This window comes from Thalassospira sp. UBA1131 (genome assembly GCF_002311515.1).
In the GTDB taxonomy this organism is placed as follows: domain Bacteria; phylum Pseudomonadota; class Alphaproteobacteria; order Rhodospirillales; family Thalassospiraceae; genus Thalassospira.
The window spans coordinates 144,330-158,480 of record NZ_DCAO01000104.1; the positions used below are offsets into that span (position 1 = coordinate 144,330).

Consider the following 14,151-nt stretch of genomic DNA (forward strand, 5'->3'; position numbering starts at 1 on the left):
GGCGATCCGATCGGCCTTGAAATGCTGGCGGTGACCGACCCGTCGCTGGTGATTGAAACCATCGCACCCTCGGTGATCAAACGCATCCCGATCCAGCGGATCCGTCTTGCCCAGCAAAATGACGCCCGCACGCAATCGGCTGTGACATCGCTTCTGGCAAGCGAGGTCATGGATGGTCAGCAGCTTAAGATCAGCTTTGGTACCGGTTCGGCCATGCGCCGCATTTGCCGGTTCCTGTTGTGGTCTGCCCACAATGATCTGGTATCGCTGCCCAACCGTGAAAAGCTTGGCAATATCGTTGCGACCACGACCGAAACGGCCAGTCGCATGATCGCCAATCTGAGGCGCGAAGGCGCAATTGTGCGCAACCCGCGCATGCCATCAACCATGCGGATTGATCGCGACAAGCTGTGCAAGGTCGCAGGCGACCCGCAACAACAGTCTGCGGCATAAGAAGCCTGCAAGACGCCAAACCAACAAACGCACCGGGATACTGTTCCGGTGCGTTTTCTTTTGGGATCAAGATTGGTTCTGATTATGACCCAGGTTGGGCAACCGGGAAACGGGCGGGCGAGGTCAGGTTGGCCTTAAGCAGGCTTTCCATATCGCTGGCACTGATCGGCTTGCTGAAATAGAAGCCCTGAACTTCATCGACACCCTCGGACGCGATATGTTCAAGCTGGGTTTCGGTCTCAATGCCTTCGACATTGACTGCCATGCCAAAGGATCGCGCCAGGAACACGACGGCGCGCACAATCGCAGCATTACCATCGGAACTGTCGATATCAATGATGAAGGACCGGTCGATCTTGATCTTGTCCACCGGGAAGCGTTTGAGATAGGCCAGTGACGAATACCCCGTCCCGAAATCATCAATCGCAATGCGAATGCCCTGATTTCGCAGGATACCAAGCGTGATGGCGGCTTCGCGCGGGTTGTCCATCACGGCCCCTTCGGTCACCTCGAACTGCAACTGATGGGGATCAAGTTCCGTGCGCGAAAGCACTTCGCCGACACTTTCAATCAGGTCTTCGTGGCGGGCCAGTTCAAGCGGAGAAAGATTGACCGATATGGTCAATTGGCCATAGCCCGCATCGCGCCATGCCTTGGTCTGATGGCAGGCGCGGTTCAGCACCCATTTGCCGATATCGGCAATGATGCCCATGCGTTCGGCCACCGGGATAAAGTCAACCGGGCTGACCTGCCCGCGTGACGGGCTGAACCAGCGGACCAGTGCTTCCATGCCGATGATACGATGACCGACGATATCAATGATCGGCTGATAGAAAAGCTCCAGCTCGTCATTTTCAATCGCGTGACTCAGATCGCGTTCCATCGCCTTGCGTTCCTGAACCTCGACCTGAAGTTTCGGCTCAAAGAAGTGATAGCGATTGCGTCCCTCGGCCTTGGAACAATAAAGTGCCAGGTCCGCATTACGCAGCAGGTCCTTTTCATCGCGACCATCCTGCGGATACATGCAAATCCCGACCGAGGTCGAGGCCTGCACTTCATTGCCATCAAGCATGAAACGTTCTGAAATGCGTTCGATCAGGCGCTGGGCGACAAAGGTCACTTCCTCCACCGAGCCCGGCTCGTGGATCAGAACTGCGAATTCATCACCGCCAAGACGCGCGACCACATCCTCATTGCGCAGGCAAACCCGCATGCGTTCGCCAACCCCCTGCAAAAGCAGATCGCCAATCGGATGGCCAAGCGTGTCGTTGATGTCCTTGAAGTTATCAAGATCAAACATCATCAGGACAAAGTGGCAGCGTTCGCGTTTGCTGCGCGCAACGGCCGCCGCCAGACGTTCCTGGAACAGGGTCCGGTTCGGAAGCCCGGTCAGCCCGTCATGATGGGCAAGGAACTGAATGCGCGCTTCGCTGCGTTTGCGGTCGGTAATATCGGTGATTGATCCGTCAATCAGGGTCGGACGGCCCTTGTCATCGCGGACAAGACGGGCATTTTCCTCGACCCAGATGATTTTGCCGTCTTCACGGCGCATCTCGGTTTCAAAGCCCTGCACAATCCCGTCGCGCAGCAACCGGCCGATAAACCGCAAACGATTGACCGGGTTCAGATAATGAAACGCCCAGTCATGCTCCTTGGCAATCAGGCTCTCGACCGCGTCATAGCCCAGAATGGATGCAAAGGCCGGGTTGGCCGACAGGATCGGGCCAAGCGGAATGCTTTGAAACAGGCCTTCTGCCGAGTTTTCGAAAATACCGCGGAATTTTTCCTCGGCATGGCGGAGTGCGCGTTCGACAGACAGTTTTTCTGTCACGTCCTGACCGATACAGATCACACCCGCAACATCGCCATCCTCGCCGAAATGCGCGCGCGCATTCCATTGCAACAGGCGTGTTTCACCGTCGCGGCGCTTGAATGAAAGGACCTCGTCCTTGATGATTTCGCCCGACAGTAAGCGGCGTACTGCGGTGCGGACCCTTGCGCGATCTTCCTCGACCAGCAAAAAGTCAAAGAAGTTTTGGCCTGCCGCCTCCATCCAGGAATAGCCGAAAGTCCATTCGCATTCGCGGTTATATTCCAGAATGCGCCCCTCGGCATCGAGGAACAGGATGACGCTGCCCGCCGTCTGAACCAAGGCGCGATAGCGTTCCTGACGCCGACGCAGGTCATATTCCGCCTGCCGGTTCTTGGTGATGTCGGTGATGGTAACGCTATAGCCCAGCAGCATTCCGCCTTCGCCACGAATTTCGGTGGCATTTACCCGCACCCAGATCTGGCTGCCATCGGCACGGCGCATTTCAATATCGCGGGCCTGGACACCCTTGCCGGATGCAAGATCGCGACGCAGCTGAATGCGGTCGCTGTCGCTGGCATAAAAGGTTTCAGGATGGCGAAAATAGGCCTGGGTCACTTCGCGCACGGAATCATAATTGAACAGTGACGCGGTTTCTTCGTTCACATTGGTGATCGTGCCTTCGGCATTCAGCTCGATAATACCGTGGACCGCGTGTTCAAGGGCGCGGCGATAGCTTTCCTCGCGCGTGCGTTCCTGACCAAACAGCACCAGACAGCCCGAATTTTCCAGCGTGATATACTGCCACTGGAAAAACCGCTGCCCGTAATGGACGGTGCGCGGGCTGTCGGTGTCAAATTGCGGACCTTCGTCACTGACCAGCGGGCGCTGGTCGCTTGGATGCATCAGATCAAGCGGCGATGCCATGCCCATTTCAAGGGCAAGCTGCTCTGCCGCGCAATTGGTGCTGCGCAGGCGACCGTTGGTTTCCACCAGCAACACCGGTTGCGGTGAAATCAGCGATCCGATGCCCGATGAAACGGTGGCTTCAATGGTTGTAAAGCGGATATAGGTGCGCCGACCGATGCTCAGCTTCCAGCCGAACAACACACATGCAGAGTCCCGGAACCCGCATTCGATATAATGGTAGCCGCCAATATCAAGAAGCCGTCCGGAAAGTTCGGCAAGCGGTTTCGACAGACCTTCAACTGCGTCCGGAGAAACCCATTCACCGACCTGTACACTCTCGTCATAGGCTTCGCGCCATGCTGAATTTACGAGCAATCGTCCTTCGTCTGGATCATATGCTCCAGACGGCAAACACAGGTGGCTGATCAACGCCGTCAACATACCGACGGAATCGATTGCGTTGATGTCTCCCATAGCGGCTTTATTCGTCATGTTTGTTGTCGCTGCGCGACCATAACTGCTACCCCATGCAGTGCAAAGCCAAATTTTCCCCGACGAGAGCCACCAACCCCAATCATTTTGCTTGTATTTTTGTAGCGGCTTCATTTTTTGTTCTTTTGGTCGCGCATGCCGCCTTTTTCACGGCTTTCAACGCCCTCGCGACCGGTGCCGACAGAATGAACGCGATTTCACTACGTAATCCTTAAAATCCTTGAAAATTCATCGGTTAACTGTTGCCCGTGGAAGTTTATCGGCATACCATCGCTCGGCTCGGTGGTTTTCACACTGTCCGGATCCCAACGTCAAAGTCCGGATAAAAGCGTTTCAGGGAACCATCCTCGATAAGGAGTAACCAACGTGATTTCGCATCAGGACGCCTTGATCTACACAATGGTTATGGTATCGGCCGCCGATAACGATATCACCGACGCCGAACTTTCCGCGATGGGCCGCCGGGTCCGTTATCTTCCGATTTTTGCCGGATTTGACAATGATGGCGTCACCAGTGTTGCGCGCGATTGCGCCAAGCTGCTGGGCGAAGAAGACGGCATGGACCGCACGCTGGATATGATCCGCGATGCCCTGCCGCGCAAACTGCGCGAAACCGCGTATGTCTTCGCCTGTGAAATCGTCCTGTCCGACAGCGAAATCAGCCAGGAAGAACTCCGCATTCTTGAATTGCTTCGCCACCGGCTTGATATTGACCGGTTGGTCGGCTCGGCCATTGAACGCGCCATGGCAGCGCGCTATGTCCGGCCCGGTGATTTTTGATGATTGCAACGATGGCCGCGGCACCTTGCCAGCACGGCCTCGTTGAATGAAAACCGGTTAATTCAGCATTCCAACTTTGTGTTGGGCCTGTCTGATCGAATTTGTGGAACCCAAAGCGCATTTTGGGCGTTACGCCCTGAAATTGCTGCTCTTGGTCATCCACAATGGGACATGGACCAGCCAACAGAACTTTCCGGTTTCGGGCCAATGGGCGCGGACCGTTTTTGCGTCGCCAATTCAGATATAGCTACCGTCACACAAAGGGATCGCCGTCATGACCGCTCTTTCCGGGGAAAACATCGCCTTTATCGGACTTGGATTGATGGGGCGTCCGATGGCGCTCAATCTTGAAAAGGCCGGTGCAGTCCTGACCGTCAATACCCGTAATCCCGAAACACTCAATGCCTTCGAAGATCTTGGCATCGCAACTGCAGGCACCCCGGCCGATGCCGCGGCCGAGGCCGACATCGTCATCATCTGTGTTGCCAACACCCCTGCACTTGAAAATGTGCTTCTGGGCGAAGAAGGCATTATTGACGGCCTCGAAGAAGGCACCATCGTCATCGACATGGGCACAACGTCGGTCGAAGCCACACGGCGCTTTGCCGATGTGGTCGAAGAAGCCGGCGGCACATGGATTGATGCCCCGGTTTCCGGTGGCACCCACGGGGCTGAGAACGGTACCCTTTCCATCATGGTCGGTGCATCGCCCGAAGATTTCGAACGTGCCCATCGGGTGTTTGACGTCCTTGGGTCGCGCGTCACCCATGTCGGCGATGTCAGTTCCGGCCAGATTGCCAAGGCGGCCAATCAGATGATTGTCGGCATCACCATTGGTGCGGTTGCCGAAGCCTTTTCCATGGCCGATGAAGCCGGTGTCGATCTTGATAAATTGCGATCTGCACTGACCGGTGGCTTTGCCGATTCCGCCATCTTGCAGAAGCACGGCGAACGCATGATCGAACGCAATTTCGAGCCGGGCGGCAAGGTCGTCACCCAGCACAAGGACCTGTTCCAGGCGCTTGAATTTTCCGAAGGCGAACTGGGGGTCGAACTGCCCATCACCCGTCTTGCCATGGAACTTTATGACGAATTGATCGACATGGGTCATGGCGATCTTGATCATTCAGCATTGATCAAAGTCTATGAAGAAGACTGATGCCGATCATGTCGAACTGGTCTCGGTTCTGACCTGCCCTGAATGCGGGCATGTCGAAACCGAAACCATGCCAACCGACGCCTGCCAGTATTTTTATGACTGCAAGGGATGTGGTGCAGTTCTTCGGCCCAAGGCCGGTGATTGCTGCGTTTTCTGTTCTTACGGCACCGTCCCCTGCCCGCCGATCCAATTGCATGGGCGCGATCCGGACGTTGGCTGTTGCGGGCATGGCAACTAAGCCGTCCAATTGATCAGACGACACAGATAAGGCAACACCGATCAGGCAACAATGCCCGGCTTGTGACTGCCGATCCGATACAGATAAAGGTGGTCTGATCCGGTTTTCATCGGCACCTCGCCGAATGCCTGCCAGCCGGGAATGGCAAAGGCGCGTGATATCAAAACGCCGCCATTTGCCATGCGCTGATCCAGCACATCCCCAACATCGCCCATCACCCGTGGATCAAGAAAACACACAACAACGTCGCCCGGATCGCGATCAACGGTTTTAAAATCACCCCGGATGAAATCAAGGTTGGGCCGTGCGGCCAACACCGCCCGCATCCGGCTGATGGCGTAGGGGATTGGCGATAATTCAATACCGGTGACTTCGACATCTGGCCTTGCCCGCGCAATCGCCAGTGCAAGATCCCCCCAGCCAGATCCAAAATCCGTCACCGCCTTGGTATCACCCGGGATATAGGCGATGATTTCGTCGGCTGCCTTGGCCGATGTCGGCATGGGAACGGCCTTGAGACCGATTGCATAACCCGCAATCAGCGCCAAAATAATTCCGACAAGGGCCAGTACGGATAAATCAGTCATCAACCATCCAGATATGTTAGGGTCCGTGCCGCGCAGTGGTGCCACAGGCATGCGCGTACCGCAAGTCACGGCATACACAGCCAACTGAACACATTTGCAGAAGATACCGGAATGAGCCACGAAGAAACCAACACCCGCATAACCGAGCTTGAAATACAGCTTGCCCACATGGAAACCGTCGTCACCGACCTGTCCGACATGATCAAAAAACAGTGGGATCGCATCGATCTGCTTGAACGTCAGAACAAATTAATGTCGTCTGATATTAAACGCATGATCGATTTCCTGCGTACAGCACCCGAAGACGACGCACCACCGCCGCATTATTGATGGCACGCAGGGTTTGCTGGTTTCTGGCGATCGCGCCTGCCAATGAAAGATCGATTTGACAAACCTTTATCTCGACATACCGACCTTTGACGACTTCGGAAAGGTCCTTGATGGCACGGTGTATCATGCCCTGCCAGATGACTGGTGGGTTGGCACATCCGACGTCATTGGATCGACCAAGGCGGTCGAAGCCGGTCGATACAAGGACGTCAACATGGTCGGTGCGTCAGTGATCTGTGCGGTCAGTAATGTGCTTGGCCATTCAGATTACCCGTTCCTGTTTGGTGGCGATGGCGCAAGTTTCGCCTGCCCCCCGGATCAGATTGACGCGGTGCGCCATACCATGGCATCGACGGCCACCTGGGCGCTCGAAACCCTGGATCTTGAATTACGCGTCGGTCTGGTGCGGATCGGCGATATCCGGGCTGCTGGCCACGATGTCCGCATTGCGCGCTACGCCGTTTCCAATCCGGTTTCCTATGCCATGTTTGCCGGCGGCGGCATGCAATGGGCCGAAGACCAGATGAAGCAGGGCAACAACATGATCCCGGCAGCTCCACCCGGCAGTCGACCGGATCTGACCGGGCTTTCATGCCGCTGGTCCCCGATCCGGGCTGAGGGTTCAGATGTTATTCTGTCGATTATTGTTGCAGGACGTGACGACCGCACCCGGTTTGATGCCACCGTTCATGAACTGTTTGCCATTCTTGATGACAGCCCGCGCAAAAGCAGCCCGATCCCCGAAAACGGGCCCGGCGTCGCCTTCCCGCCGCCCGGCATGCACCTTGAGGCAGAGGCCACCAAACATAAGGAAGGCGGTTATATCAAAGCATGGCTCAAGGCGCTTTACATCGCGCTGATCGCGGCCATCCTGATGAAAACCGGCTGGAAACTGGGCGCGTTTGATCCAAGGCGCTATCGCGATTACACCGGCTATAACACTGACTTTCGCAAGTTCGGTGATGGGCTTTGGATGACGGTGAATTGCAGTTTGACCCGTGCAGAAGAAGTCGAAGCCCTTTTGCATGCAGCAGAACTTCAAGGCGATATTCATTTTGGCACCCATCGCCAACGCAGTGCGATCATGACCTGCATCGTGCCCTCCATCACAAGTGACGCGCATTTCCATTTTCTTGATGGCGGCGAAGGCGGCTATACCGCGGCGGCCACCGCGTTCAAGGCAAAAAGAAAGCGCGATCAGGTCAGTGGCGCATCCCCCGCCAATGCATGAAACGCATCGATTGTGACGCTACAATAGATTTCTTGCATGACCATGGATTATCCCGGAAACTTCCCTGATCCCGAACGGATCAGGATAGCCCCATGGACACCCGCGAGCTTGAAACCCTTATCGCCGTTGCAGACGCGCAATCCTTTCACGGTGCGGCGGATCGTCTTGGCCTTACGCAACCGGCGGTGACCCGCCGCATTCAGCGTCTTGAAGAACGCATTGGCAAAAGCCTTTTTGACCGCGCCACCAAACCCCTGCAACCGACCATCGCCGGGCACCGGGCGCTTACCGAGGCACGCGATCTGTTGCGCCGTCTCGAAGGTTTCAGTGACTCGGTTCTTGGCAACACCAAATGCCACGGTCCGTTCCGATTGGGCGTAAGTCACGGGGCTGCCCCGCTTTTGGCCGCCCAAGAACTCCGTTCCCTGCATCAGACCTTCCCGGATATGTCGCTTTCGATCAAAAGCGGCTGGTCAGCCGAACTTCTTCCGCTTCTGCGTCGGGGTGAAATTGATGCCATGCTTTCGCTTGATGGCCCAAACGGCATTGTTGGCGGGGTGCAAAGCCGCGATCTGCCAGCCAGCCTGTCGCCGCAGACCCTGCTGGATGACGAAATCGTTGCCATAGGCCCGAAATCATCCCGTTCCCATCCGACAACCATCGCCGAACTTGCCAAAAATCCAATGATCCTGATGCCCGAAGGCTGCACCTTCCGTGCGCTTGGCAATGCATGGGCGCATAAAAACGGGGTCGAATTCACATCCGTGCTTGAGGTATCCGCCCTTGAATTGCAGATCGAAATGGTCGCCGCCGGGGCCGGTTACGGGATCATGGCACGTCGGTTTTGCCAGCACAGCCCGGCCGCAAACCGCATCAAGATCCTTGATATTCCCGGCATGAACTGGGGCATGGCCATCACCCTGATCCGTCGCGCATCAAGTTCTGATCTTGACGATATTATCGACAAGGTTGGCGAACTGGTGATTAATGCGGGCAAAGCATCCGATAACCCCCATGCAGAAATGTTATCAGCATCATAATCCGAATGAATTGGACGCATAGCGCCCCCGCGTTCAATATCGCCACCAAACAATAATCCCTCTCGGAGGAACGCCTATGAGCCCCACTCAAAGCTCGCCCCAAAGTCCGCCGCCGCAAAGCCCCACACGCATGACCCTCATGCGGGCGAAAAAATGGTTCCCGTGGCTGGTTTTGCTTTCAGGCTGCCTTGTTTTGTCACTGAACCTTGGTGTGCGTCAGTCACTTGGCCTGTTTATCCCGGATATGCTCAATGACACGGGCTGGAACGCGGCCACCTTTGGGCTGGCCTTTGCCATTCAAAACCTGATGTGGGGTATTTCCGCCCCGATCGCCGGTGCCATTGCGGATCGGTTTGGCACGACCCGCACCCTGATTGGCGGCGGCATCGTTTATGCGCTTGGGCTTTATCTGATGGGGACATCCGCCTCCCCCGGAGAGCTTTACCTCACCGCAGGTTTCCTGATCGGCACCGGTGTTGGCATCACGAGTTTTCCGGTGGTACTTGCCGCCATCAGCCGTGTTTTCAGCAATGAAAAACGAAGCTTCGCACTGGGTCTGGCATCCGCCGGTGGATCAGTTGGTCAGTTGGTGATGGCTCCGACCACCCAGGCGCTCAACAGCTCGCTTGGTTATGTCTCAGCCCTTGTTATCCTCGCAGCCATTTCGATGCTGATCATCCCGGCCGCCTTTGCCATGACCGGCAAGGCCGAAGGCAACAGCCCGACCGCCACCCCCGATCTGGGTCCGCAGGGCTTGGCCGCCGCGTTCCACGAGGCCCGCAAACATCGCGGCTTCGCATTGCTCAATGCCGGTTTCTTTGTCTGCGGTTTCCATATCGCGGTGATCGCCACCCACCTTCCGACCTTTACCGAACTTTGCGGCTTGCCCCGTTCTGTCGCGGCCGAAGGACTGGCATTGATCGGTCTGTTTAACATTGTCGGCACGCTTACGGCCGGCTGGGCCGGTGGTAAATGGCGCAAGAAATATGGCCTGTCGTTTATTTACGGCATGCGTGCGCTGGTCATTGTGATCTTTATCTTCGCGCCCAAAACGTCTGAAACCATCTTGCTGTTTTCGGCATCGATGGGCGCACTTTGGCTTTCGACCGTGCCGCTGACCAGTGGCCTGATCGCACAGGTCTTTGGCCCGCGTTATATGGCGACCCTGTTTGGCATTGTCATGCTGTCCCATCAGATCGGCGCATTCTTTGGCGCCTGGATGGGCGGCATTGTCTATGACCTGACCGGTAATTTCGATGCCGTCTGGTGGGCATCGGTGGCCCTTGGCGTCTTTGCCGCGATCGTGCATATGCCCATTGATGACAGGGAACTGCGCGCCACGGCCAAGGCATAGGTTCGCCGCGCATTTCACAAATCAAAGCAGCGCCCGGCACCATTCGGGCGCTGCTTTTTTTGTCCTCTTTTCCAACCATCGGCTTTGCGTTAAAACGCAGACCATGGACAGACCGATTTACATCACCCCCGAAGGGCTAGACGCCCTTAAATCCGAACTCGACCACCTTTGGAAAAAGGAACGGCCGGAAGTTGTGGCCGTTGTCCATTGGGCAGCGGGCAATGGCGACCGTTCGGAAAACGGGGATTACATCTATGGCAAAAAGCGCCTGCGCGAAATCGACCGGCGTGTGCGATACCTGCGCAAGCGGATCGAAGATGCCGTCGTTGTCCGCTCTGATGAACAACCCGATCACGCCCACATCTTCTTTGGCGCCACCGTCACCTATGTGAATGCCCGCGACGAAGAAAAAACCATCCGCATTGTCGGGGAAGACGAGGCCGACAGCCTCAATGGCAAGATCAGCTGGATCTCCCCGGTTGCGCGTGCCCTGATGAAGTCAGGTGTCGGCGATGTGGTTACCGTCCGCACACCCTCGGGCGAGGATGAGCTTGAAGTGCTTGAGATCAGTTACACCTGAGAGCAAAGCTCACAAAAGAAGCTGCGTCAGAGAAACTATTTCTATCAACAAGACTTGCGCAATGCCTCTGTTCGGGCTCATGATTGGCGCACTTGAAAAGTCAGACTTATGATTGATCGTTTCCAAAAAATGTATCTATCTGACGGCCTTGAACGATATTCGAAAACCGCTGGATTTAGACATGAGTGACCCAACATTTCTGATAGGCACCAAGCTTCGCCATGCACGCAAGCTCAAAGGAATGCGTCTTTGCGACCTTGCCGAGCAAGTCGAGTGCTCCGAGGGGTTCCTCTCGAAACTGGAAAATGACAAGGTCAAACCATCCCTTCAGCTTCTACACCGCATTGTTGCCGTTCTGGAAACGTCGATCAGCAATTTGTTTAGCGAAAACAATGCGAGCATCGTCTCACGCGCCGGAACACGTCAGATACTGCACACCAGCAATATCCGTCCCGGTGAAGGTGTCAGCCTTGAAACACTGATTTCCCCCTCACCCGGGCACCTGCTTTTCGGGACGATACATATTGTCCGCGCAGGCGGAGGAAGTTCAGGCACAATCGTCCATGAAGGTGAGGAACTCGGCTATGTTCTGGAAGGCGAACTTGATCTTAATGTTGACGGCACCGAATATCATTTGATGCCGGGAGACTCATTCTTCTTCCCGTCGCGGATGCCGCATGGATACCGTAACCCGACAGATAAAGAGACCCGCGTTCTGTGGGTTAACACCCCTCCGACCTTTTAGATCCGACTAATTCAGGAAACACACTTTCTTATTGGTCAAGCTACTTGACCAATAAGAAAGCTTTGGTCAGTATGCCCCTGCTGGCTGAGTCGGAATTTCCACCGCCATAAGGTGGCCGGGCACATTGCCTCAGGTTCGGGAAGAAACAAAAACATCTCTTCGATGTGGCTGGCGAAACCTCCGGAGTCCTTTTCAAAGGCTCCGTAAGAGTTGTTTTCTACAAAGCCAACAGGGGGCTTAACGCAATGAAAATTCTAGGTAAATCGACCGTTTCGGCGATTGCAATGGTGATGACACTTACGGTCGGCGTAGGCGTTGCAGATGCAAAAGACAAGGTAAAAGTTGCCTTTATCGGCCCAATGACCGGTGGTGTTTCCGCCGTTGGCGTTGGCGGTCGTAACTCCGCGGAACTGGCCGTGCAGCTGCGAAATGCTGATCCGGAAGCAAAATACGAGTACGAACTCGTTTCGATGGATTCCGAATGCAAACCGAATGTCGGCGTTCAGGTTGCTACCAAAATCGCGGCAGACAGCAAGATCATCGGTCTCGTCGGGCACTATTGCTCGGCTGTTGCGATGGGTGCCGTTGACATTTACCACCGGTTCAACCTGCCGATGTCAGTCTGGGGCGCGGTCTTGCCAGATGTTACATACGCCAATGACTACAAGGAAATCCATCGTGTAAACGGCACAATGATCAACCAGAACGAGGTTGCCGCCAAATTTATGACTGAACAGGGCTATAAAACCTGGGTTGTTATTCATGACACAACCGATTACGGCAAAGGCCACGACAAGTATTTCACCGAATACTTGACCCAGAATGGCGGCGAAATCCTTGCAGATTTTGGTGTTTCCTCTGATCAGCAGGACTTCACTGCTGAACTGACCAAAGCCAAACAGCTTAACCCCGATGTAATCTATTTCGGCGGCCTGACGCCGCTTGGTGTGCGCATCCGTGCGCAGATGGAAAAGCTTGGCATTACCTCTCAATTCCAGGGCGTGTCTGGCATCAAGTCTGACTCATTCATTGAAGGGGTTGGCCCGGAACTGTCTGAAGGTGTTGTCAGCTTCCTTGAAGGCGCTCCGGTCGACAAACTGCCGGGTGGCCAGTATTTCACTGAGAAGTACCAGGCTGCGGGCTTTGCTGAGTCCGAAGAAGCCTATGGACCGTTTGCCTTTGCAGCGATGACACTGATCCTCGACGGAATCGAAGAAGTCGGTCCGAACCGTAAAAAGCTGACAGAATACCTTGGCAACATTCAGGGCTATGATTCCATTGTTGGCGAAGTTTCGTTCGACGATCATGGTCAGAACACTGTCGCAGCCATTACCAAATATGTCATCCAGGACGGAAAATGGGTCGTCTGGGAAGACAGCGAGTATGTAGACGGCACGCGCAAACTTGCCGGAAAATAAGCCTGTCCAACACGGCCACTCCCGGTCTGAAAAAACGGACGGGGAGTGGCACGTTTTATTTTCGCGACACTTTTCATTAATAAAATCAAAGAGGTAGGTTGACCATGGATGTGGGCCTTCTCGGTCAGTTTGTTGTTAATGGCATGATGCTCGGGATGATGTATGCCCTTGTTGCCGTTGGCTTCACACTGTTTTTCGGTGTGCTTGATGTCATCAAGTTTTCACATGGCGATGTCCTGATGGTTGGCACCTTCGCGGGCTTTACGACCTATATTGGGATGACCGCTATCGGGATCGACAATGCTTTGCTTCAGCTTGTCGGCGTTCTAGTCATCTCGATCGGATCAATGGCCGTGATGGGGGCAATTATTGCGCGCTATCTCGTTCTACCGCTCAAATCAGCACCGCCGCTTAACACACTTCTTGTGACGCTGATGCTAGGCACCGTTTTGCGTGAAGCAATTCGCCTCTTTTACCCGGATGGCTCCAACCCCAAGCATTTCCCGGCTCTTTTGCCGACAGACTCTTGGGCAGTGGGTTCGTTTACCCTTCGTGCAGACAGTGCGATACTTCTGCTGGCCGGTTTGCTGGTGATTATCGGCGTCAACGTGCTGATCAATCGCACCCGGTTGGGCCTTGCCATCCGCGCCGTCGCACAGGACGAGGAAACTGCCAAATGCATGGGCATCAATTTCAAGATGATCGTGCTTCTGACCTTTGCTCTCGGGTCTGGCGTGGCCGCGTTTGCCGGTGTGATGAACGGCCTTTATTACAACGAAATCAATTTCGGCATGGGTTTGCTGCTCGGTGTCATTGGCTTTAGCGCGGCCATCGTTGGCGGACTTGGCAACATTTACGGGGCGATCTTGGGCGGCTTCCTGTTTGCTGGACTGCAAACACTGGGCGCGGTCGCCTTGCCGTTCTCGAGCGCCTACAAAGATGTTTTCGCCTTCGCGGTCGTAATCGCCATCATCGCATGGCGCCCCACCGGCCTGATCGCCGAAAAAACGAGCGAAAGGGTCTGA

The 14,151-nt window shown here is 55.2% G+C and carries 14 protein-coding genes; 12 read left to right on the forward strand and 2 right to left on the reverse strand.

Annotated elements, in window-relative coordinates; translation table 11 throughout:
• Positions 1 to 453: Crp/Fnr family transcriptional regulator (locus tag B3Z49_RS16845; protein WP_296992966.1), on the forward strand; the 453-nt coding region annotated here is incomplete at its 5' end.
• 82 nt (positions 454 to 535) lie between these two features.
• On the opposite strand, the gene B3Z49_RS16850 is transcribed toward B3Z49_RS16845, so the two are convergent.
• A complete protein-coding gene (locus B3Z49_RS16850) occupies positions 536 to 3,547 on the reverse strand; it encodes a sensor domain-containing protein (protein ID WP_296992967.1) in 3,012 nt (1,003 codons plus the stop codon).
• A gap of 483 nt (positions 3,548 to 4,030) precedes the next feature.
• Here B3Z49_RS16850 and B3Z49_RS16855 point away from each other — a divergent pair, with 483 nt between their 5' ends.
• The 3 genes from B3Z49_RS16855 (at position 4,031) to B3Z49_RS16865 (ending at position 5,841) form a co-directional block, all read left to right on the forward strand.
• Entirely contained in the window at positions 4,031 to 4,444 is a 414-nt protein-coding gene (locus B3Z49_RS16855) for a tellurite resistance TerB family protein (protein ID WP_008890260.1), read from the forward strand.
• A gap of 274 nt (positions 4,445 to 4,718) precedes the next feature.
• Entirely contained in the window at positions 4,719 to 5,603 is an 885-nt protein-coding gene (locus B3Z49_RS16860) for an NAD(P)-dependent oxidoreductase (RefSeq protein WP_296992971.1), read from the forward strand.
• Positions 5,590 to 5,841, forward strand: coding sequence for a GDCCVxC domain-containing (seleno)protein (locus B3Z49_RS16865; RefSeq protein ID WP_296992973.1), 252 nt, complete (start codon positions 5,590 to 5,592; stop codon positions 5,839 to 5,841). The genes B3Z49_RS16860 and B3Z49_RS16865 overlap by 14 nt, the downstream gene beginning before the upstream one ends.
• 41 nt (positions 5,842 to 5,882) lie before the next feature.
• Here the strand turns inward: B3Z49_RS16865 and B3Z49_RS16870 are convergent, their stop codons facing one another.
• Positions 5,883 to 6,428 carry a class I SAM-dependent methyltransferase gene (locus tag B3Z49_RS16870; RefSeq protein ID WP_296992974.1) on the reverse strand — a complete coding sequence of 182 codons (546 nt, stop codon included), beginning with the start codon at positions 6,426 to 6,428 and terminating at the stop codon, positions 5,883 to 5,885.
• 111 nt (positions 6,429 to 6,539) lie between these two features.
• Here B3Z49_RS16870 and B3Z49_RS16875 point away from each other — a divergent pair, with 111 nt between their 5' ends.
• The 8 genes from B3Z49_RS16875 to B3Z49_RS16910 all read left to right on the forward strand — a co-directional run bounded on the left by B3Z49_RS16875 (position 6,540) and on the right by B3Z49_RS16910 (position 14,151).
• On the forward strand, positions 6,540 to 6,758 hold the full coding sequence (locus B3Z49_RS16875) for a SlyX family protein (protein WP_296992977.1): 219 nt from the start codon (positions 6,540 to 6,542) through the stop codon (positions 6,756 to 6,758).
• 55 nt (positions 6,759 to 6,813) lie between these two features.
• Positions 6,814 to 7,989 carry a DUF3095 domain-containing protein gene (locus tag B3Z49_RS16880; protein ID WP_296992979.1) on the forward strand — a complete coding sequence of 392 codons (1,176 nt, stop codon included), beginning with the start codon at positions 6,814 to 6,816 and terminating at the stop codon, positions 7,987 to 7,989.
• A gap of 92 nt (positions 7,990 to 8,081) precedes the next feature.
• A complete protein-coding gene (locus B3Z49_RS16885; protein ID WP_296992981.1) occupies positions 8,082 to 9,029 on the forward strand; it encodes a LysR family transcriptional regulator in 948 nt (315 codons plus the stop codon).
• A 76-nt stretch (positions 9,030 to 9,105) separates the two neighbouring features.
• Complete coding sequence (locus B3Z49_RS16890; protein WP_296992983.1) at positions 9,106 to 10,383, forward strand: MFS transporter; 1,278 nt, start codon at positions 9,106 to 9,108, stop codon at positions 10,381 to 10,383.
• Positions 10,384 to 10,486: 103 nt separating this feature from the next.
• Complete coding sequence (gene greB / locus B3Z49_RS16895; protein WP_296992985.1) at positions 10,487 to 10,963, forward strand: transcription elongation factor GreB; 477 nt, start codon at positions 10,487 to 10,489, stop codon at positions 10,961 to 10,963.
• 181 nt (positions 10,964 to 11,144) lie between these two features.
• Positions 11,145 to 11,708: a cupin domain-containing protein gene (locus B3Z49_RS16900; protein WP_296992987.1), complete on the forward strand. Its 564-nt coding sequence runs from the start codon at positions 11,145 to 11,147 to the stop codon at positions 11,706 to 11,708.
• A 245-nt stretch (positions 11,709 to 11,953) separates the two neighbouring features.
• A complete protein-coding gene (locus tag B3Z49_RS16905) occupies positions 11,954 to 13,126 on the forward strand; it encodes a branched-chain amino acid ABC transporter substrate-binding protein (protein WP_296992989.1) in 1,173 nt (390 codons plus the stop codon).
• Positions 13,127 to 13,230: 104 nt separating this feature from the next.
• Positions 13,231 to 14,151 carry a branched-chain amino acid ABC transporter permease gene (locus tag B3Z49_RS16910; RefSeq protein WP_296992991.1) on the forward strand — a complete coding sequence of 307 codons (921 nt, stop codon included), beginning with the start codon at positions 13,231 to 13,233 and terminating at the stop codon, positions 14,149 to 14,151.

Coding starts and splice junctions, on each gene's coding strand:
- greB (WP_296992985.1), top strand. CDS start 10,487: ATGGACAGACCGATTTACATCACCCCCGAAGGGCTAGACGCCCTTAAA.
- B3Z49_RS16875 (WP_296992977.1), top strand. CDS start 6,540: ATGAGCCACGAAGAAACCAACACCCGCATAACCGAGCTTGAAATACAG.
- B3Z49_RS16905 (WP_296992989.1), top strand. CDS start 11,954: ATGAAAATTCTAGGTAAATCGACCGTTTCGGCGATTGCAATGGTGATG.
- B3Z49_RS16890 (WP_296992983.1), top strand. CDS start 9,106: ATGAGCCCCACTCAAAGCTCGCCCCAAAGTCCGCCGCCGCAAAGCCCC.
- B3Z49_RS16885 (WP_296992981.1), top strand. CDS start 8,082: ATGGACACCCGCGAGCTTGAAACCCTTATCGCCGTTGCAGACGCGCAA.
- B3Z49_RS16870 (WP_296992974.1), bottom strand. CDS start 6,428: ATGACTGATTTATCCGTACTGGCCCTTGTCGGAATTATTTTGGCGCTG.
- B3Z49_RS16865 (WP_296992973.1), top strand. CDS start 5,590: ATGAAGAAGACTGATGCCGATCATGTCGAACTGGTCTCGGTTCTGACC.
- B3Z49_RS16900 (WP_296992987.1), top strand. CDS start 11,145: ATGAGTGACCCAACATTTCTGATAGGCACCAAGCTTCGCCATGCACGC.
- B3Z49_RS16910 (WP_296992991.1), top strand. CDS start 13,231: ATGGATGTGGGCCTTCTCGGTCAGTTTGTTGTTAATGGCATGATGCTC.
- B3Z49_RS16860 (WP_296992971.1), top strand. CDS start 4,719: ATGACCGCTCTTTCCGGGGAAAACATCGCCTTTATCGGACTTGGATTG.